Below are 18761 nucleotides of genomic sequence, written 5' to 3'. Positions count from 1 at the left end.
AGGAGAGGAATAAAAAACAAATGGCACATGTTTCTGTTTTTTGTGTTAAATAAATGGTGATTAAGCGTGAACTGTTCCGCTTGTTTTTTCTCAAAATTTGGAGGAGCTTCAAAGTAGATCCGTGAAAAATATTTTTTATCCTCCAAATATAGGGAAGCTACCAGCAATTAGTACGAAAACAGATCACTATTTGGAAGCCTTCTAAGGTACTGGTTACTTCGGATTATTAAAAAATGAGCTTCTTGATGATCCAACAATATTGATCATAGTAACAGTTCCATTTCCCAACTTCCATCCTCTTCCCACTGTTACCTTACTATACCACTTCGCAAGGGGTATTAATCAAAAACAAAAACATGAAAAACCTGACCTTCACCAACGAAGATGAAATGCCCATCCTCGGGCTTGGTACCTGGAAATCCGCGCCTCATGAAGTATACACTGCCGTCAAGGAAGCCATCCGGATCGGTTACCGCCACATTGATTGTGCCGCGGTGTACGGCAATGAAGAAGGGGTAGGCAAGGCCATCGACGAGGCCATTGCATCGGGCATCGTCTCCCGCGAAGAACTTTGGATTACTTCCAAACTTTGGAACAACGCTCATGGTGAAGAAAATGTAATGCCTGCGCTCGAAAAGACCCTCTCGGACTTGGGGCTGGATTACCTCGATCTTTACCTGGTCCACTGGCCCATTGCCAATCAACCCGATAAGCCCAGTGCTCGTAGTGCGGCAGATTTCCGGTCGCTTAAAGAAGTACCCCTCACCGATACCTGGAAGGGTATGGAAAAGGCCAAAGAACAGGGCCTCGCGCGGCATATCGGCGTAAGTAATTTTAACGCCAAGCAACTGACGGAATTGATCGAAGGAGGCACCGTTATGCCAGAGATGAACCAGGTAGAACTGCATCCTTACCTACAACAAGCCCAGTTGGTAAGGTTCTGTGAGAACAGAGGCATACACCTGACGGCCTACTCGCCGTTGGGCTCACCCGACCGGCCAGCAGGCCTCAAAGCCGAGGATGAACCCATACTGCTGGAAGACGCTGCGATTATGGCAATTGCCGAAAAGAAAAAAGCAAGCCCTGCCCAAATACTGATCAGCTGGTCGATCCATCGCGAGATTGCGGTGATCCCAAAATCGGTAAACCCAAAACGATTGAAGGAAAACTTCGCCGCCGCCAACCTCAAACTGACCGAGGAAGAAATGGAACAAATAGAAGCCCTCAACCGCGATCGCCGCTACGTAGATGGCAAGTTCTGGGAGGTAGAAGGAGGCCCTTATACGACTGCGGAGCTTTGGGGAGAATTGTAGAGACTTTGCACCGAAATATTTTCCCACTAAAATATTTCCACGATGAAACGGAGATTATACAAAGTGTAAGAGTGTAAGGGTTGGAAAAGTGTAAGGGTTAGGTGAGCTCGTACCCTGCACCCAATCGTACCAGTGCGATCATACGATCGGCGCGAAATCTCGCACTCTGTTCTAAAAGTCGGAAGTCAGCAGTCGGAAGTCGGAAGTATTTTTCGCACCCCGCACCCCGCACCCCTGTTCTAAAAGTCGGAAGAGGGATCCCGAGGTATTGGGAGGAAGTCGGAATTAAGTTGGTGTTGCAGGAGGGAAGGCTATGCCAAAGGATGGAAGCTGCTCTACACGGTACTCCGTAGAATCGGGTTGAATACCCGATCACGGAGTACGGCGCAGAATAGCGGACAGCCTGGTGCCGATTCCAGGCATGACCCCAAATGTTAATCCACCACCACAAAACAACGGGGCTGCATTTGCTTGCCCTCCATCTTTACGTGGGCAATGTAGAGTCCGGCAGGGTAGTGACCCACCTGAAACTCGATAGTACCTTCTACGCGGTCAATTTTACGCTCCGCCATGAGTTGGCCCGTCTTGGAGAAGATGCTGATGGTGGCGGTGGCACCGATGTTGCCTTCCATGTCGAGGCGAAGGAGCTCGGCCGTGGGGTTGGGATAGATCGCAAAACAATCGGGGTCAATGGCTTCTACTTGGGAGGCATCTTCTTCCAGTTCGTCGGTGGAGGGAGAAATAGTAAAGTCAACATCTGACCGAGGGGTCACTTCGCCCGTCAGATAGATAAACGATTGCGCAGGGTCGGTATTGGCCGTGACAGTGACCCTTTGGTTGCGTTTACCCATTTTGTTTTTAGAATTAAACTCTACCGTAATGGAGGCGGTTTCTCCTGGCGCAAGGGGCTCGCGAGGCCATTGAGGTATCGTACAACCACAGCTACCTTTGGCATCCGTCAAAACCAAGGGCTCCTGCCCGGTATTGGTAAGCGTAAAAACGTGGGTAACGATAGTACCTTCTTCCACCGTGCCAAAATCAAAAGTAGTCTCGGTAAAGCTGATTTCGGTGATGGGGCCAAGCGTTGGTTCTACAGTTGCTTCTTTGACCGAGATAGGGATGGATAATCCCTCAAAGGGTACTTCTTGTGCTTGGAGGCTGAAGGAAATGCAACACATTACGAGTGTGATGACGAGAGGGTATGCAGAAAAATTAGCTTTCATAATAAATAGGATTTAGTTGATTAGATGTAATTTGTAAAACTTAGGTTGTAACGATTTGTACCTAAGGTTTTGTTCCTCAGCTTGCTATCATTTTTCAAAGAGGTAAAATTCGGTGTAAGGGTTGGAAAAGTGTAAGGGTGTAAAGGATGAGTGCCCCTAGCGGTCCCTAACTTTTACACTATTATAACTACCCAACCTTTACACTATGCAGCTGAAAAATCGAAGATACTCGCTGCCACTAGCAAAACCACCTACCATCAACAAACAACCATCAACAAACAACCACCCAGCCATTCCACCGATTTTCCTTATTTTTGCGATGATTTTAATTTCAGGTATTCCTTTGCAGGAAGTACCCTAAATCCATTCTAGAAAAATGAAATTCAATACCCTTCTTTTAGTTGGCCTGTTGGTAGGCATGTTTGGCGCAGCACAAGCGCAAGAGATCAAATTTGGTGACCTCGACAAGAGCCCTATGGATGCCGCGCATTACCCACGTCGGGCAGCTTTCCAGAATTACCTTGGAGAGGACGATGCCGATCGTACCCAGTTGGTAAAAGTACTGTACTGTCGACCAGCCAAGAAAGACCGTGCCATCTTTGGCGCACTGGTACCTTACGGCCAGGATTGGCGCTTGGGAGCTAATGAAGCGACGGAAGTGACGTTCTACCAGCCTGTACTCATTGGCAATACCACCGTACCTGCGGGCACCTATACCATGTTTGCGCAGGTATACCCTGATCAGTGGATCATCAAAATCTCTACCGAACGCTTCATCGGCGGATCGGAGAACCGTGATGTAACCAAGGACATTGCCGCCGTTGTGGTGCCTACGACGACGGTAGCCGATGTGCGGGAAAGTTTTGTGATCGGTTTCCAGAAAGTAGACGATCAAAATGCTAACATGATCTTCGAATGGGACCAAACCCGTGCAACCTTACCCATCAACTTCAACCCTCCAAGCTTGGCGGGTGATGATGCCAGCCCCATGGATTTGGTGCAGTACCCCAACATGTCGCGCCTGCGTAATTACGTAGAAGAAGCCGACCTGGAAGCCAACGAGCCTCAGGTACGGGTTGTTTACAGCCGTCCTCAAATGAAGGGCCGCAAGATTTTCGGTGAGTTGTTGGAATTTGGCGAAGTGTGGCGCGTAGGTGCCAACGAAACCACGACCATCACTTTCTTCTACGATGTAACCATCGCAGGTACAGCCATTAAAGCAGGTACTTACGGTTTGTTTGCTATAGTCAACAAAGACAACTGGGAGTTTATCATCCACAAGAATGTACAATCTTGGGGCAATGCCAACCACAACGACGAAGACAATATCCTCAAAGTGGTCGCTAAAACCGAGAAAACACCAAGCACCCTCGAAGCCCTTTCTATGACTTTCGTAGAAAAAGGAACCAACCAAATCGACCTCGTCGTAGGTTGGGAAAATACCATGGCGCGTTTGCCGATCACGGTGAACAAGTAATCGTTCTCCCTTTAAAAAGCAATTAGCCACAGAGGTACGAAGACACGGAGGTTTTATGTTAGAATCCCGGTGCTTTCGTGCCTCTTTTTTTATTTGGGGCCATGTCTTCTCCGGGGCCCGCGCTTCAGGCTGCGCCTTACGCGTCAGAAAGTGCGGAGTATGCTCACTTAACCAGCACCCTTTCCGCAAACAGGACATCACCACTAACGACAACACCTGTCCTCCTTCGGAGGAGGTGCCCGCAGGGCGGAGGAGGGAAAGTTCTCACCTAAACAACGCCCTGTCCGTAAACAGGACAACCCTCCTGTCCTCCTTCGGAGGAGAGCAGCCCTTGCAGTTAGGGCAACCTGCTGGTCGGGAGACCAGCGAAAGTCCATAATCTTCTAAAGAGACACTTACAACTAATTATTAATTATTGAGAATCAAAATCACTATTACATTCTCTATTTATGGAATTACATATCCAATTCTTATAAAATGAAAGCACAGGGTAATCCCAAATTCTTTTCTTTTCTGGGCTCATCAGTATCAACCATGAACTCGTATCCTCTATTAAAACATAACCATGGTTGTTTATTAGTGAATAGGGTTCTTCTGCGATCTTCCAACCAGAATCAATTAATTCCTTAAATATCTCATTCATCTTTAATTCGTTCTTGAGTCTCGCTTCTGGTGTATGGATTGAATCTTTTTCCTTGATTTTCTTCTTATCATGCGTGGTGTTTAGCCCAGTTTACTTAATCACTAGCTACTGATTCTTTACCTCACTCACCAGTTTCTGCAAAGAGTCCTTCGCGTCGCCAAAGAGCATCTTGGTTCTTTCGTGGAAGAAGAGCGGATTTTCGATCCCTGCGTAGCCGGGGCGCATACTCCGTTTGAGGACGACCACCTGCTTGGCATTCCAAACTTGTAAGACAGGCATGCCGTAAATGGAACTTCCCGGGTCGTCTTCGGCTGCAGGATTGACGACGTCGTTGGCACCTACAATAATCACCACGTCGGTGTCTTTCAGTTCGGCATTTGCTTCTTCCAGATCCAGTAATTTGTTATAGGGGATGTCTACTTCGGCTAGCAGCACATTCATGTGTCCAGGCATGCGGCCTGCTACGGGGTGGATGGCGTACTTTACCTCTACCTGATTGGCTTCCAGCAATTCATCCAGTTCTTTACAGGCTTTTTGGGCCTGCGCTACGGCCAAACCGTAACCGGGGACGACCATTACTTTTTGCGAGTAATACATATGTATTGCCAAATCGGACAGGCTCACTTCTATCACGTTTTGGTCGCCACTAGCGGCTTTGCTGGTTCCTCCGCTGGCGCTAAAGCCTCCGATGAGGACATTGAAGAGTGAGCGGTTCATGGCATTACACATCAAGACGGTGAGGATGGTGCCGGATGCACCTACCAGGATGCCCCCCACCAGCATGATCTGATTGTCATAAATCAGACCCGCTGCGGCGGCCGAAAGCCCAGTAAAAGAGTTGAGCAGAGAGATCACCACCGGCATGTCGGCACCACCGATCGGAGCTACAAAAGAGAAGCCGTAAATGAGGGTCAGTACCGTAAAGAGGATCAGCATCCCTGTTGTCAATTGTGCGGGGAAGAGGCAGAGGTAGGCCATGAACGCCACCAGTCCCAGCAGAAAGATGCCGTTGATGAGGCTATGACGGGGTAGGGTGATTTTTTCATCCCACACTTTGCCATCAAGTTTTAGATAAGCCAGGATACTACCCGTGAAAGCTACCCCACCGATAAACAAGGTGAGTAGCAGGATCAGCATTTCGTTGATGGTGGCACTTTGGGTACCACCTACGATGCGCTGTAACTCCAGGCCGCCAAGTGCCACAGCACTCGCCCCTCCAAGACCATTGAAAATGGAGACCAGCTGGGGCATTTCGGTCATTTCTACTTTGGTCGCCGCTCGCCAACCAATGATGGCACCTACGAGCATGGCACCCAATATCCAGATCAGGGTACCGTTGCCGCCGGGAGTGAGCAAGGTGGCCACAATAGCAATGCCCATGCCTATGGCGGCCAGGCGATTACCGTTTTTGGCGGTATCTGGTGAACTAAGCCGGCGCAGCCCCAGCACAAAAGCCAGCGCGCCTACCAAATAAGCTAAATTGATAACTGCTTCTAACATGGGTCTAGCTTTTCTTTTTCTTAAACATATCCAACATCCGATCCGTAACGGCAAAACCTCCCACTACGTTGATCATGCCCAGTACAATGGCCACCGCACCACCTACAAGTAGCAACCAATCATCGGCTGCTGCTTGTTTGACGAGCAAAATACCCCCGATAATGACGACTCCGCTGATCGCATTCGCACCCGACATCAGAGGCGTATGCAAAACGGTAGGCACCTTGGCAATGATCTCAAAGCCCAGAATGATGGTGAACAATAGGAGGTAGAGCATCAGTAAATGCTCATTGAAAAAGGCAATAAGCTGATCCATAAGGAAGGATTTTGTGTTCTTCGTTACTTAGTAATGAGTGTACTGCTGACGATTTCGTTACTTTCATCAATGAACAATTCCCCTTCTTTGACCAGAAGTTCTAAAAAGTTGAAGAGGTTATTGCTGAAAAGTTCGCTGGCGTTTTGCGGCATTTCTTTCGCAAGGTCAGAATGACCTAAAATGGTGACGCCCTCGTGAACGATGGTTTTTTCATCTTGGGTGAGTGCGCAGTTGCCACCCGTAGAAGCAGCCAGGTCTACGATCACCGAGCCGGGCCGCATCTGGCCTACCGTATCTGCTTCTACGAGTATGGGAGCTTTCCTGCCCCTAACTTGAGCGGTGGTGATCACTACATCCGCTTGCCGAGCGTGCTCCTGGATAAGCGCTGCCTGCTTTTTCTTGAATTCTTCGGTTTGTTCTACTGCGTAACCACCGGCTGTAGCATCATCTTTTGCCCCTTCTACTTCTACAAAACGGGCGCCGAGGCTTTGTACTTCTTCGCGTGCGGCTGCCCTCACGTCAAAGGCCTCTACAATAGCTCCGAGTCGTTTGGCGGTAGCAATAGCTTGCAGGCCCGCTACACCAGCACCGATAATCAACACTTTTGCGGGCTTGATACTTCCCGCGGCGGTAATCATCATCGGAAAAAAGCGGGGCAAGAGGCGGGCAGCTGCCAATACGGCCTGGTAACCCGCAATAGACGCCATCGAGGACAGAACATCCATCCTTTGGGCCAGCGTACTCCGAGGAATCATATCGAGGCTGAATGCTTGCAGCTGATGTTGCTGTAGATAGCTCACCACATCTTCGTCGAAATAAGGTCGAAACTGGCTGACGAGAATTTTTCCGGCAGGGAATTTTGCCAGACGTTCCCGTTCAGGAGGATAAATGCTGAGCAGAATATCTGCTTTGGTAAGTAGGTCCTCTTGTGTGGCACCGGTGGCCCCGGCTTGTTGGTACATCTCATCCGCGAAACCGGCATTTTGCCCAGCCGAATGTTCTACCAAGACCGTCGCACCCATTCCAACCAGTTTTTCTACGTTCTTCGGAACCAGTGCTACGCGCTTGTCATTGTGCTCTGCCAGGACACCAAATGTTACACTCATCGCTCGCTATTTTGTAATTAACTGACACATGATACGAAAAATGGCAGATACTTCCATCGTTAGAAGCACCTGCCATTTTATTTTTTTTACGAAAGCAATACTTAGTAATTTTTTGCCCGTCACTTAGAACTCTCGTCCCCGTAGCATTCCGTGCCAGTACATTTTTGGTAAGGCATAAGCTTTCAGGGCATACATGCTGTAGCGTTCTTCTGCCTGATTGAAGGGGAAGCTCTCCATGGGTTGCTTGTCGTAATCGAACTCCGCCAAAATTAGGCTACCGTAACCCGTTACTAACGGACAAGAGGTGTAGCCGTTATACTGCTTGGGCAGTTCTTGTCCAGCCAGGAAGGCCATGATGTTAGCCGTCGTGGTCGGGGCTTGCTTACGGATAGCGGCTCCCGTTTTGGAGGTTGGCAGATTGCTACAATCTCCCAGTGAGAATACATTTGCGTACCGGGTGTGCTGTGTGGTGTGCTTATCCACTTCTACCCAACCAGTTTCAGCCGCCAGTGGGCTATTCTTGATGAAGTTCGGTGGCCCTTGTGGAGGTGTCACGTGAATCATATCGAATGACATGCTGGTGTGATCACCAGATTCCAAATCCTGGAAAACAGCTTCTTTCTTATTGGCATCTACCGCCACCAAATTCTTGTTCCAGTTGGTATGGATACCATGACGCTCCAATACCTTGTTCAGCGCATCGGCATATTTCTTAACGGCAAAGATGCCTACGCCGCCTTTGCAGAACTGCACGTCAATCTTGCTGCGCACATTACTGCGACGCCAGTGATCACAGGCCAGATAGGTAATCTTTTGCGGAGCACCGCCACACTTAATTGGGGTATTAGGCTCGGTAAAAATGGCCGTACCTTTTTTAAGGCTTTTGATGTTAGCCCAAGTGCTCTCTACCGTCTCGAAAGCGTAGTTGCTGCAAACGCCGGTACCGGGCTTGCCCACACTTTCTTTTAGTCCGTCCACGGCGTCCCAGTTGATCTGGATACCAGCTGTAACTACCAATACTTGATAGGTGTGTGTCTCGCCATTGGCCAGTGTAATGGCATTATTGTCTGGATCGAAGGTTGCAACGGCTTGCTTGATCCAGGTGGCACCGGGTGGAATGTAATCGGCTTCCTCGCGCTCGGAAATTTCTTTGGGGAAAACGCCCGCACCCACGAGCGTCCAGATGGGCTGATAATAGTGTTTCTCGCTGGGGTCAACAATAGTGACTGCTGGAGGATTAGCTTGGTTGCGTAGCATAGCGCCTACGGCAAGACCGGCGGAACCGCCGCCAACGATGAGTACTTCGTGATGTGCCATTATTGGTTAGTTATAGTTGTTTGCCTAAATATTTTAAGAAATTGAGGGAGAAACCGAGTGCTTTTTGCCGGTCGGGATCGCGTAAGGCTGTAAGCATACCAAACGCTCCTACCTTGGTGGTAGGCGCTGTTTGCGCTTCGCGCATAGCGCGGCCAAACTGGGCAGCCCATTCTACCATTGTTTCAGGTTCGAGGCCGTTTTCCCGGGCTTTTCGCAGACCTTCGTCCAGGGTGTCCATGCCTAGTGCAATAAGACCGGGCAGCTGATCAGAAAAAGCGAGGATTCCGTTGAGTTTATCCACCATGGCGGGCTCGGTAAGTTTTTCGGCCAGCTCAAGGGCAACGCCCAGGCGTTGCTCAATACTCACACCACGGTTATCTGCTTGGCGATAAACTTCATCAGCCATGTCGGCGGTCATGACTACCATTCCTGGTAGCTGTTCGGATAGGGCCAAAAGATTGCTCAACTTGTCGACCATCGCCGGGGCTGTTAGTTTGTCGGCTATTTCTAGTGCTCCTTTTAAGCGTGTTTCCAGATTGATCCCATGGGCATCAGTTCGACGATAGGCTTCGTCGGCCATGTCTGCCACCATAGCTACCATACCTGGCCCTTGGTGCATAGCAGTCGCCAAACCACTTACGGCTTCTTCTACGGTATCCAGCCGAGCCAGTATTTTATCTAAGGCCAAAAGTGTTTTTTCTTCTGCTAACCGGGCTTTCACCTGCTGGCCGGCGGGTGTTTCTTCCCAGTGGGCAAGACTTCCGTTTTTGCTCATATATTTTCTTTTCTGGGTTTATTATGCTTTATTATTTTGGGGAGTATTCATAAAACAATATACAATTGTATGAAAATATATTCATATTTACTTATGACTAAAGGCTAATTTTCTTAAAAAAAGTAGAACCAGCAGGCTGACAGGCTTTTGTGCCCGTGCATGCCTGCTGGAAACTTCTACTAATCACACCTTAAATTGTAGTAGGTAAGGGTACTTTTAGCGGCCACAAGTTAGGCCTTGCGGCAATCGTCTAATATTTGCCAGCTACTCCCTAATTGGCAGAGAGTTCTCGCTTGGCGAGATAAAAATCTACTTTCTCATACGAGGTGTTGGCAATGCGCTCGTCCATTTCTAGCAAAGTTTTGGGAGGGGGAACAATTGCTTTGTCACCAGGCTGCCAGTTGACAGGGAGCGCACATTTGTGCTCGTCGGCCGTTTGCAGGGCGATCAGTGAGCGTTGGATCTCTGCCATGTTTCTACCCACATTCAACGGATAGTACATGATAAGCCGCATGATACCTTTAGGATCGATGATAAATACGGCTCTTACTGCTGCAGTAGAACTTTCACCCGGGTGTAGCATGCCGTAGAGGTTAGCTACTTTCATATCCAAATCAGCGATGATGGGAAACTGCATGTAGACCTCCGTTTTTTCTCGCACATTATTCACCCACGCAAGGTGAGAGTGGATACTGTCGATACTGAGACCGATCAGTTTGGTATTGCGTTTAGCGAACCATTCTTGCTCTACAGCAAAGGCCGACATTTCCGTGGTACACACGGGGGTGAAATCTGCGGGGTGGGAAAAAAGAATGACCCAACTACCTTTATTGTATTCCGAAAGCTGTAGCTTTCCGGTGGTGGTGATCGCCGTGAAATCAGGAGCTAATTCCCCGATGCGGGGCATACTATTTATGGTTTGTTCCATGATTATTGGAGTTTGTTTTTTATGATACAACTAAGTTACAGGCAGTAAGAGGAGCGTTCAGTAATGTGAGTCACAGTCTGCTCGGTTTTTTCACAAAATGTGGCAACTTGCGGAATGATTACGGGAGGATTTCTAAAAGACCACTAAGAGCATGAATATCATTTACCCATCAAAAGGAGAGATTATCCAAAGAAGCGGTGATCTTCACACAAAAGTTTACGTGGTCAAAAAGGGCTTGCTCCGTAGTTATGCAATTGATGAGAAGGGGAAAGAGCATATTTTTATGTTTGGTCCTGAAGGTTGGACCGTTGCAGATAATCAAGCTCCAGAAGTACCCTGTGATTTGTTCATTGATGCCTTAGAGGATTCAGTGGTCATTGTTTTAGAAAAAAACCTGGAGCGAGAAGATATCAAAGCAAGACCATTGATCAACCGCCTCGCCGTTTTACAACAACGGATCATCATGCTGATGAGTGCTCCTGCGATCAAGCGTTATGAGCATTTTGTCGTCACTTATCCCGATATTATCCAACGGGTTCCTCAGAAGATGGTAGCCTCTTACCTTGGTATTACACCAGAGGCTTTGAGCAAGGTGAAGGGCGAGCGAAAGCATAAATAAGCGTTGGTTTTCATTTCTTAATCTAGGTTAATGCACACCCGTAACAGGCGTTAGATATTTGTCGAATTAAAGAATTGGACAAAATCAAGCGCGATATGAAACATTTTAATCGACTATTGAAAATCTCCGCCGTATTATGGGGTGTTTGGGGAGTTGTACACGTATTAGCGGGCTTGCTTACAATGAAATTTGTGCTGTCAGGGGATGTTTCCTCCTCTATTGGCGGTATAGCCGATAAGGTGGATGGAACCACCTTGCAAATGGATTATCCCGCTGCTTTGGGCGCGATCATTGGCCAGCATGGTTTCAACCTGTTTTGGATTGGCGTAGTGACGCTGATCTGTGCTATTTATATCTGGAAGGAAAACAAAAATGCGATTTTCCTGGCAGCCCTTACTGGTGGTTTAGCAGACTTGGGCTATTTCCTTTTTCTGGACTTAGGAGGATATGTGAATTTCTTGCCAGGATCATTGATGACTTATATTTCGGCTTCCGCGATTCTATTGAGTTTCTACGCCTATTTCAGAGGAGGGATACAGGACGCTTCGCGTCTTTAGGGTAGCGTGTAGAGGGATCTTGTTACCTGTTTAGGTAATTTAACGAGCCTTGGTCTTTCAATCCCTCTACCCTTTACCAAACGGACGCAAAGCGTCCCGTATCCTAATACGGACTTTGGCAAAATTCCACTACACTATAACTCCGTTACTTGCTCCACGTACTCGGTGCGTTTGAGCTTGGTTTCGGCAAGGGCTTTGTAGCCCCCTTTGATGTTTACGACCTGATCAAAGCCACGTGCTTTGAGGATAGAAGCAGCAATCACCGAACGATAGCCTCCTGCACAGTGGAGGTAGTACTTCTTGTTGCGATCCAGCAGGTTCATCTTGGTATTGATGAAATCCAGCGGGAAGTTGGTCAGACCTACGATGTGCTCTGCGTTGTACTCACTGGCACGACGCACATCCAGCGCATTTTCGATTTGGTCAAATTGCTGGGCAAACTCCGTAGCGGTCATCTCTTCAATGGTATCTACTTCTTCGCCCGCTTTCTGCCAGGCGGCAAAACCTCCTTCGAGGAAACCAATGGTATTGTCGTAACCCACTCGTGACAGACGGATCACTACTTCTTCCTCCTTGCCTTCGTCGGCAACGAAAAGGATGGGTTGTTTCAGGTCCGAAACCAAGGTGCCAACCCAAGGAGCGAAGGTATTGTCGAGGCCAAAATAGATAGCACCAGGAATGAATCCTGCCGCAAAAGCATCCGGTTCGCGGGTATCAATGACGAGTGCTTCTTCTTCCGCCCAAGCGGCTTTAAATGCCCGTACACTGAGTGCTTGCACACCACGTTCGCGGACGGTGTCAATGCTTTCGTAGCCCATTTTATTCATCACCGCATTCTTGGGGAAATATTGTGGAGGAGCAACCAGTCCAGTGAGCACTTCTTTGACAAACTCAGCCTTGGTCATGTCTTCCCGTAAGGCGTAGTTGAATTTTTTCTGGTCACCGAGGTAGCCCCAGGTGTCTTTGCTCATTTTCTTTCCGCAAGCCGATCCGGCACCGTGTCCGGGATAAACAATGACCTCATCGGCCAGGGGCATGATCTTGCTACGCAGGCTGTCGTAAAGGAAACCTGCTAAATCAGCCTCGGTAATTTCACCTTGCTTGATGGCCAGGTCAGGGCGGCCTACATCCCCGAGGAAGAGGGTGTCGCCAGTGAAGATGGCATAATCTTTTCCGTTTTCATCTCGTAATAAGAAGGTAGAACTTTCCATCGTATGGCCGGGGGTGTGGAGCACTTTGATGGTAACGTCTCCTACTTTTAGAATTTCGCCATCAGCAGCAACGTGGGCCGCAAAATTGGGCTGAGCCGTAGGGCCGTATACGATAGTTCCTCCTGTTTTTTTGGCTAAATCAAGGTGGCCCGACACAAAATCGGCATGGAAGTGGGTTTCCAGGATGTACTTGATTTTAGCACCGTCGGCAGCAGCTCTTTGGGTATAGGGTTCTGTCTCGCGCAGCGGGTCAATGATGACGGCCTCGCCTTTGCTTTCGATATAATAAGCGGCTTCTGCCAAACATCCGGTATAAATCTGTTCTACTTTCATAGCAATATTGGTTATTTAGTTATGCTACAAAATTAGGGCGCGATCAGGCCTTGAGGCTGTGAGCTTTATCACATAAGATGGTGATCTATGTCATTAGGTAGGGTGATAAAAATCAATTATCCAGCCAGGCTTTGAATTCCTTTACCCGGTCCCGACTAACGATGTTTTCCTGTTCACCAACACTAGGGTGTAGGTCTATCTTCAGCCGATGGCTGAACCAGGTATGAATTTGTCGAATAGAAGAAAGGTGGACGATCTGGCCCCGGTTGATGCGGAAAAAATGCTGAGGGTCCAGTTCTGTTTGCAGGCGATCAATGGTGGTGTCGATTACGAATCGTTTGCCCTGTTGGTCGACGGCGAAAGTGAGGCCCTCATCACTATAAAAGTGAGCGATGTCTTTGGCTAGCAAATAGCCCAGTGCTTTGCCCTGCTTGGTGAGGAAACGTTGTCGGTAGGCATCTCCTTGCCGAATTTGCAGGTGGGCGATGAGGTCTTGCCAGTGGTTGGGCTGTGGTTGATAGAATTTTCCGTACTTATTGAGTGCAGCTTGTAGCTCTTCCTCTTCGACCGGTTTGAGGAGGTAGTCGATACTGTTCATCTTGAACGCCCGCAGTGTATACTGGTCGAAAGCGGTTGTGAAAATGATAGGGGCAGTAATGTTGACGTGTTTAAAGATATCAAAACTGAGACCGTCGGCAAGCTGAATGTCCATAAAGATCAGTTCGGGGCTAGGGCTTTGTTGCAACCACCGAACCGCTTCTTCAACACTGTCTAAAGTGCCCATTATCTGTAGATCGGGGACTAAATTCGTTAATAAGCCTTGCAAATATTGCACTGCTCGGTACTCGTCTTCAATGATCAGCACTTTCATGTAAGGTGGATTTGTGGGGGTGAATAAGAGGAAGTGTGACGGTAAAGTACTGCTCGCTATCTTCTACAGTAATGTTTTCTTTAGAGAAGTAGGCGTAGCGCTGGCGGATGTTCTCCAGGCCCGCTTGTGTGGAGTCTAGTACTTGTCGCTTGCGCTGTAGATTGTTGCGAACAACAAGCTGTAAATGCTCGCTGACAAATACCTCTATTAATAGCGGATGCTGCTTACTGATAATATTGTGTTTGATGGCATTTTCGAAAAGAATTTGCAGGCTCAGCGGCACAATACGGTGTTGTTTGAAAACGGGATCAATTGTGATTTCTACTTCCAGGTTGCCCTGAAAACGTTCCTGTTGCAAAAACACGTAAGCGTCGATAAATTTCAATTCTTCCGCCAAAGGAATCAACGGTGAGGTACGACTTTCCAAAATATAGCGGTACACTTTTGATAAACGCTGTAGAAAGCGTTTGGCCAGCTCCTGGTCTTCGGTCACAATGTGCATGAGCGTATTCAAGCTGTTGAAAAGAAAATGCGGGTTCACCTGATTACGCAGGCCATCCAGTTCGGAGCGAATTTGTGCCTGGCGTGCTTGCTCCCTTTCCGTAATAGACGCGCTCAGCTGGGCGTAAGAATAAATGGCTTCGTACAAAGCGATAATAGTAAAGGAAACAAAGTAGGTGGTGAGGTAAGCTTGGTAAATATTGGGGTCGTAAGCGTCTTTAACTTGGCAAAGATGGAAAATAGATACCAGCGTTATGTTGACAACAGGGACGAGGCAGATGTAGTAAATCAGCATCCTCTTAATGCGCTGCTTAATCTGGGAAAACAGCGGAAAACGCTTCCGCAAATGGATCATCAAGGTCCGGAACAGGAACCAAAAAGAAATCGTGAAGATAAAAGACTCCTGCCACTCTTGCCGAAATAGGTCCCATCCTTCCCAAGGATAAAGCTGGAAAAAAATCTGCGGAATGAAAAAACTCAGCAAGGGAAGCCCAATCAAGACAAAGTAAAAGTCATTAAATCCTATATATTTGATACGGTTATGCTGCATAAGTCGCCCCGGGTTTTAATAGCCTGCCTGACAAAAATAACAATTGATGCAGTCCTTCCCCCGAGAAATCCTGTGGATGATCGTTTTTAAAGGGTGAATGGTAATGACGAAGTCAGAAGGCGGTTTTTCAGGGTAAAGGTTGGATCGGTGCAAGGTTTAGTCACTGTTCCTTAAAGTGTGTCTACCCGACTTTTACACCATTACACTTTTACACCATTCCAACCAACGCTACCACCCCAATTTCTGCAAGGCCAGCAGGGTGATGTCCAGCGAATAAAAAGCACTGTCATCATGCTGGAGCCATTTTTTAAATTCCTCCAAGGGCAGGGTGAATACTTCGAGGAATTCGTCGGCGTCGCCACTGGGGGCTTGTACGGGTGTACAATCCGTTGCCAGGAGGCAGATTCTTTTTTCGGTACTATAGGCTGTGCGTAAAGTTCGAAGGAGTTGAATTTTGCCAGCCTGATAACCGGTTTCTTCTAGTAGCTCGCGCGCGGCGGCTTGTTCAGGACTTTCGTGGGTGTCGATATAACCTTCACAGAAGCTGCTAAGGATTTGCTCAGGCCCTGGTCGGAATTGACGGATCAGGATGGCCCGGCGGTCGGTCGTAAAAGCAGCAACTACTACGTAGGCACTGTTTTCAATCACATCATAATCCCGCTCCTTGCCATCCGGTTGGCTAAACGTGCGTACCAGCATACTGCGCCAACCTTGGTAAGCATAGCGTTCTTTTATTTTTCGCCAGGGGGTAGGAGACATGAGCATTAAGTTTGTTTGCTGAGGTAAACACCGCAAAGCTAGGGTTGTTGACAAAAAGAGAGAAGAGGCCGATACTGGCGTACCGTGCCCCTTCTCGAAGACAACTGTAATCTCTAAAAACTGGCTACTATTAAATTGCCGACTAACTAACTATTCTAAATAATGATGCTAAAGATTGAATTATAATGTTCTTCCTTTGTATAAGATGGAAAAAGGCAAAACGTGACATTTTTTAGCCAAAAAAACTTTTTTTTAATTTTTTTCGATTTTTTATGTCACGTTTTGCGATTTCTGAACTTATATAGAGGAACACGGACAACTGTATCATGAAAAAAATATCCAGCGTAAACGATGGAGGTAGCTTGGAAAGTAAAAATTTTGGCTTGAGCCAAACCGCTTTTCGAGAACTTCTGGAAGCATTAAGGGCGGGCAATGATGACCTTTATCAACAGGTATTTCTTGCACACTTTGAAGACTGTCTGAATTTTCTGAAACGTCAGTACAACGCCAGTCACGAAGATGCCTACGATGCGAGTATGGATGGCCTGGTCGCTTTTTGCGATCTTTTGAAAAAAGGGCGTATTCAGTACGGTAACCTGCGCTTTCTGTTCACCCAAATGGCGGGACAGCAATACCTTAAAAAAAGAAAAGAGGATAGCAGGCTACAAGAATTGACAGCGGAATGGGACATGGCGGATGAACCCGTCAGTGACTTACCTACCGGTGCACTGGATACCTTCAACCAAGCCTGGCCACAACTGGGTAAAGGTTGCCAGCAATTGCTAAAATCATTTTTTTATGATCAGCAAAAATTGAAAGAAATTGCAACTCAGCTTGAAAAAAACGAAGCAACAGTGCGTAAACAAAAGCAGCGTTGTGTCGAAAAATTGCAAGAAATCTTTCAAAGTCTGTATCAATAACTTAAAACTGCTTTCGTCATGAACCTATTTGATAAATACCGGACCAACAACATCAATGAAGATGAACTGGGTGAAATTACGCAGCAGTTGGTAAAGCAAAAATTCGATCTCGAATTACGTCAAAAAATGACCCATCGCCTACGGGAAGAATACGGGATCACCAGAGATGGTGCCTCCGGAGGTCGGGTTGTACCGATGAAGATCATGCGCTGGAGCCTCAGCGTTGCAGCAGCATTGCTGATCGGCGTCGTAGCCTGGCAGGTTGTCGGTGATCAATCACCAACTTACCAGTCGCTTACCAAAGAATACCTGGCAGCCCATTATCCTAATAATGAACTCCGCAAAGGAGCTACGGATATCTCTGAATTGCGGGGCGCAGCGATTGCGGCCTACAATGAAGAAGATTTTGAAACCTCGGCCCGCCTGCGAGAAGAAATTGTTAAACTACCAGAAGCCAATACCGAAGATTACTTTTTCCTGGGAATCAGCTACCTCTATCAGGATCCTCCCCAGGGAGAACTAGCCATAGAACCGCTCCAAAAAGCCGTGGCTGACCCCACAGGGACCGGGCTGATTCGAGAAGAAACCGAATGGTATTTAACCCTGGCTTACGTAGAAGCTGGTCGTTTTACCGCCGCTCGTAAATTGCTGCACAAAAGAATCCGTTCTGGTGGCTGGAATGCCAGTAAAGCCAGTGATTTACTCCAAAGTTTACCCGAAGAAGAATAATCCTCCGCCGGTACATCCGGTATAATCAATCACTAATTTTCGTAACCTACTTTTCCTGTATTTGGGTCTTACCCCCGGATACCCTGGGGAAAGTATGCTACCCCGAAAAACCAAAAAATCAATATCATGCGTACGCTCTTAACTTTTAGCTTGTTTGTTTTTCTTGTCTGCATTATGCCTTCAAATGCTCAGGCCCAGTGTGCCCGCTGGAAGCAGACGCATCAGTATTGGCAAATCCGTACCGGAGTAGGGCTGCTGCCCACTTTTGTCAAAGACCATACGACTTCCGAAGTGCCACCTCTTTCACTTGAGTTGCGGTATCGGCCTACACCACGCTTCAGCTTGGGCTTGTTGGCCGGAGGTTCGGTTTCTTCTGTGACCCAAGACCACCACAGCGGGAACAGTTTGACGCTCCGCAATAAGTTTCAGATGCTGGCCCTACGGGCGGCAGTGCATACCCAACGCTGGGAAAAATGGGCACCCTACGGCGGTATCTCACTGGCTTACCAACGCAACCAGGTCGAAGATATGGCAAACACACAGCAAGGCGCTCGTGAAACCTCCCCGATTCATTATACCTCTCTCAAAAAAGGAGTGTTTTACGGGGGCTTTATTGGCACCTGTTACCAGCCTGTTCCTCAGATCGAAATTTTCGGAGAACTCAGCTATGGCCTCTCTATTGCGACGCTGGGTGTTGGCTTCAGTTGGTAAGAATTCATGTTTGACTTTTGTTTGTTGTTGTTGAAATTTAAAAACGCGCTCAGATGGTGGCGAGCCTGGCATTGCTTGCAAAAGCTAGTGCTTGCCACCAAATTTTAAAATAATTATAGATCATGAGTTTTATAGAACAACTCTTACTGCTGCGCCGCCTGCATGATCTTGTTAGGCGGAGGGCAACAGGCTCCTCGCAGGAGTTGATGGAGAAATTAAATGTATCCAAGTCCGGACTTTACCGGCAAATAGAATTACTGAAAAATTTAGGTGCACCAATCAGGTATGATCACGCCGAACAAAACTACTACTACTACGCTAGCGAATTCGAGTGGCAATGGGAGGTGCTTAGGAGAAGTAAAAATTAAATCTAGACGCAAGTGCCCGAAAGCGATAAGGAGG

19 protein-coding genes are annotated in these 18761 nt (G+C 47.7%); 8 read left to right on the top strand and 11 right to left on the bottom strand.

What is annotated here, in order from left to right:
• Positions 1-356 precede the first annotated feature (356 nt).
• Complete coding sequence (locus AB0L18_RS04160; protein ID WP_367391323.1) at positions 357-1313, top strand: aldo/keto reductase; 957 nt, start codon at positions 357-359, stop codon at positions 1311-1313.
• Positions 1314-1747: 434 nt separating this feature from the next.
• Here the strand turns inward: AB0L18_RS04160 and AB0L18_RS04155 are convergent, their stop codons facing one another.
• Positions 1748-2536: a DUF1573 domain-containing protein gene (locus tag AB0L18_RS04155; protein ID WP_367391322.1), complete on the bottom strand. Its 789-nt coding sequence runs from the start codon at positions 2534-2536 to the stop codon at positions 1748-1750.
• Between the two features lie 376 nt (positions 2537-2912).
• On the opposite strand from AB0L18_RS04155, the gene AB0L18_RS04150 reads away from it, so the two are divergent.
• Positions 2913-4013 (top strand): DUF2911 domain-containing protein, encoded by a 1101-nt coding sequence (locus AB0L18_RS04150; RefSeq protein ID WP_367391321.1) that lies wholly within the window; start codon positions 2913-2915, stop codon positions 4011-4013.
• Between the two features lie 748 nt (positions 4014-4761).
• On the opposite strand, the gene AB0L18_RS04145 is transcribed toward AB0L18_RS04150, so the two are convergent.
• The 6 genes from AB0L18_RS04145 to AB0L18_RS04120 form a co-directional block, all read right to left on the bottom strand.
• Entirely contained in the window at positions 4762-6156 is a 1395-nt protein-coding gene (locus tag AB0L18_RS04145; protein WP_367391320.1) for an NAD(P)(+) transhydrogenase (Re/Si-specific) subunit beta, read from the bottom strand.
• A gap of 4 nt (positions 6157-6160) precedes the next feature.
• The gene (locus AB0L18_RS04140) at positions 6161-6472 is read right to left on the bottom strand and encodes an NAD(P) transhydrogenase subunit alpha (RefSeq protein ID WP_367391319.1); all 312 of its coding nucleotides are present in this window, start codon (positions 6470-6472) and stop codon (positions 6161-6163) included.
• A gap of 23 nt (positions 6473-6495) precedes the next feature.
• On the bottom strand, positions 6496-7578 hold the full coding sequence (locus tag AB0L18_RS04135) for a Re/Si-specific NAD(P)(+) transhydrogenase subunit alpha (RefSeq protein ID WP_367391318.1): 1083 nt from the start codon (positions 7576-7578) through the stop codon (positions 6496-6498).
• Positions 7579-7701: 123 nt separating this feature from the next.
• Positions 7702-8895: an FAD/NAD(P)-binding oxidoreductase gene (locus tag AB0L18_RS04130; protein WP_367391317.1), complete on the bottom strand. Its 1194-nt coding sequence runs from the start codon at positions 8893-8895 to the stop codon at positions 7702-7704.
• Positions 8896-8905: 10 nt separating this feature from the next.
• Positions 8906-9670 carry a DUF1641 domain-containing protein gene (locus AB0L18_RS04125; RefSeq protein ID WP_367391316.1) on the bottom strand — a complete coding sequence of 255 codons (765 nt, stop codon included), beginning with the start codon at positions 9668-9670 and terminating at the stop codon, positions 8906-8908.
• Between the two features lie 271 nt (positions 9671-9941).
• The gene (locus tag AB0L18_RS04120; RefSeq protein ID WP_367391315.1) at positions 9942-10598 is read right to left on the bottom strand and encodes a peroxiredoxin; all 657 of its coding nucleotides are present in this window, start codon (positions 10596-10598) and stop codon (positions 9942-9944) included.
• A 151-nt stretch (positions 10599-10749) separates the two neighbouring features.
• Between AB0L18_RS04120 and AB0L18_RS04115 the strand changes: the two genes are divergently transcribed.
• Both AB0L18_RS04115 and AB0L18_RS04110 read left to right on the top strand, forming a co-directional pair.
• Positions 10750-11217, top strand: a complete 468-nt coding sequence (locus tag AB0L18_RS04115; RefSeq protein ID WP_367391314.1) for a Crp/Fnr family transcriptional regulator — start codon at positions 10750-10752, stop codon at positions 11215-11217.
• Positions 11218-11312: 95 nt separating this feature from the next.
• Positions 11313-11774 (top strand): hypothetical protein, encoded by a 462-nt coding sequence (locus AB0L18_RS04110; protein WP_367391313.1) that lies wholly within the window; start codon positions 11313-11315, stop codon positions 11772-11774.
• A 134-nt stretch (positions 11775-11908) separates the two neighbouring features.
• On the opposite strand, the gene AB0L18_RS04105 is transcribed toward AB0L18_RS04110, so the two are convergent.
• The 4 genes from AB0L18_RS04105 to AB0L18_RS04090 all read right to left on the bottom strand — a co-directional run bounded on the left by AB0L18_RS04105 (position 11909) and on the right by AB0L18_RS04090 (position 15999).
• Positions 11909-13318, bottom strand: coding sequence for a rhodanese-like domain-containing protein (locus AB0L18_RS04105; RefSeq protein WP_367391312.1), 1410 nt, complete (start codon positions 13316-13318; stop codon positions 11909-11911).
• Positions 13319-13430: 112 nt separating this feature from the next.
• A complete protein-coding gene (locus AB0L18_RS04100; protein ID WP_367391311.1) occupies positions 13431-14189 on the bottom strand; it encodes a LytR/AlgR family response regulator transcription factor in 759 nt (252 codons plus the stop codon).
• Positions 14170-15240, bottom strand: coding sequence for a sensor histidine kinase (locus AB0L18_RS04095; protein WP_367391310.1), 1071 nt, complete (start codon positions 15238-15240; stop codon positions 14170-14172). Before AB0L18_RS04095 ends, AB0L18_RS04100 begins: the two co-directional genes overlap by 20 nt.
• Before the next feature lie 228 nt (positions 15241-15468).
• On the bottom strand, positions 15469-15999 hold the full coding sequence (locus tag AB0L18_RS04090; protein ID WP_367391309.1) for an NUDIX hydrolase: 531 nt from the start codon (positions 15997-15999) through the stop codon (positions 15469-15471).
• A gap of 326 nt (positions 16000-16325) precedes the next feature.
• Between AB0L18_RS04090 and AB0L18_RS04085 the strand changes: the two genes are divergently transcribed.
• From AB0L18_RS04085 to AB0L18_RS04070, 4 genes are all read left to right on the top strand, one after another.
• Complete coding sequence (locus tag AB0L18_RS04085; protein ID WP_367391308.1) at positions 16326-16919, top strand: RNA polymerase sigma factor; 594 nt, start codon at positions 16326-16328, stop codon at positions 16917-16919.
• A gap of 18 nt (positions 16920-16937) precedes the next feature.
• Entirely contained in the window at positions 16938-17648 is a 711-nt protein-coding gene (locus tag AB0L18_RS04080) for a tetratricopeptide repeat protein (RefSeq protein ID WP_367391307.1), read from the top strand.
• Positions 17649-17774: 126 nt separating this feature from the next.
• Complete coding sequence (locus AB0L18_RS04075; protein WP_367391306.1) at positions 17775-18359, top strand: hypothetical protein; 585 nt, start codon at positions 17775-17777, stop codon at positions 18357-18359.
• A gap of 122 nt (positions 18360-18481) precedes the next feature.
• Positions 18482-18727 carry a helix-turn-helix domain-containing protein gene (locus tag AB0L18_RS04070; protein ID WP_367391305.1) on the top strand — a complete coding sequence of 82 codons (246 nt, stop codon included), beginning with the start codon at positions 18482-18484 and terminating at the stop codon, positions 18725-18727.
• Positions 18728-18761: the final 34 nt, after the last annotated feature.

The sequence above is a fragment of the Lewinella sp. LCG006 genome (genome assembly GCF_040784935.1).
GTDB lineage: Bacteria > Bacteroidota > Bacteroidia > Chitinophagales > Saprospiraceae > Lewinella.
The sequence above is the reverse complement of the archived record's forward strand: the minus strand, read 5'-3'. Positions and strand labels throughout refer to the sequence as shown.

What these genes read in the sequence shown, in the direction of transcription:
- AB0L18_RS04130 (WP_367391317.1), bottom strand. Translation starts at nt 8,895, where the DNA reads ATGGCACATCACGAAGTACTCATCGTTGGCGGCGGTTCCGCCGGTCTT.
- AB0L18_RS04075 (WP_367391306.1), top strand. Translation starts at nt 17,775, where the DNA reads ATGCGTACGCTCTTAACTTTTAGCTTGTTTGTTTTTCTTGTCTGCATT.
- AB0L18_RS04070 (WP_367391305.1), top strand. Translation starts at nt 18,482, where the DNA reads ATGAGTTTTATAGAACAACTCTTACTGCTGCGCCGCCTGCATGATCTT.
- AB0L18_RS04105 (WP_367391312.1), bottom strand. Translation starts at nt 13,318, where the DNA reads ATGAAAGTAGAACAGATTTATACCGGATGTTTGGCAGAAGCCGCTTAT.
- AB0L18_RS04155 (WP_367391322.1), bottom strand. Translation starts at nt 2,536, where the DNA reads ATGAAAGCTAATTTTTCTGCATACCCTCTCGTCATCACACTCGTAATG.
- AB0L18_RS04100 (WP_367391311.1), bottom strand. Translation starts at nt 14,189, where the DNA reads ATGAAAGTGCTGATCATTGAAGACGAGTACCGAGCAGTGCAATATTTG.
- AB0L18_RS04125 (WP_367391316.1), bottom strand. Translation starts at nt 9,670, where the DNA reads ATGAGCAAAAACGGAAGTCTTGCCCACTGGGAAGAAACACCCGCCGGC.
- AB0L18_RS04115 (WP_367391314.1), top strand. Translation starts at nt 10,750, where the DNA reads ATGAATATCATTTACCCATCAAAAGGAGAGATTATCCAAAGAAGCGGT.
- AB0L18_RS04080 (WP_367391307.1), top strand. Translation starts at nt 16,938, where the DNA reads ATGAACCTATTTGATAAATACCGGACCAACAACATCAATGAAGATGAA.
- AB0L18_RS04110 (WP_367391313.1), top strand. Translation starts at nt 11,313, where the DNA reads ATGAAACATTTTAATCGACTATTGAAAATCTCCGCCGTATTATGGGGT.
- AB0L18_RS04085 (WP_367391308.1), top strand. Translation starts at nt 16,326, where the DNA reads ATGAAAAAAATATCCAGCGTAAACGATGGAGGTAGCTTGGAAAGTAAA.
- AB0L18_RS04090 (WP_367391309.1), bottom strand. Translation starts at nt 15,999, where the DNA reads ATGTCTCCTACCCCCTGGCGAAAAATAAAAGAACGCTATGCTTACCAA.
- AB0L18_RS04160 (WP_367391323.1), top strand. Translation starts at nt 357, where the DNA reads ATGAAAAACCTGACCTTCACCAACGAAGATGAAATGCCCATCCTCGGG.
- AB0L18_RS04120 (WP_367391315.1), bottom strand. Translation starts at nt 10,598, where the DNA reads ATGGAACAAACCATAAATAGTATGCCCCGCATCGGGGAATTAGCTCCT.
- AB0L18_RS04135 (WP_367391318.1), bottom strand. Translation starts at nt 7,578, where the DNA reads ATGAGTGTAACATTTGGTGTCCTGGCAGAGCACAATGACAAGCGCGTA.
- AB0L18_RS04145 (WP_367391320.1), bottom strand. Translation starts at nt 6,156, where the DNA reads ATGTTAGAAGCAGTTATCAATTTAGCTTATTTGGTAGGCGCGCTGGCT.
- AB0L18_RS04140 (WP_367391319.1), bottom strand. Translation starts at nt 6,472, where the DNA reads ATGGATCAGCTTATTGCCTTTTTCAATGAGCATTTACTGATGCTCTAC.
- AB0L18_RS04095 (WP_367391310.1), bottom strand. Translation starts at nt 15,240, where the DNA reads ATGCAGCATAACCGTATCAAATATATAGGATTTAATGACTTTTACTTT.
- AB0L18_RS04150 (WP_367391321.1), top strand. Translation starts at nt 2,913, where the DNA reads ATGAAATTCAATACCCTTCTTTTAGTTGGCCTGTTGGTAGGCATGTTT.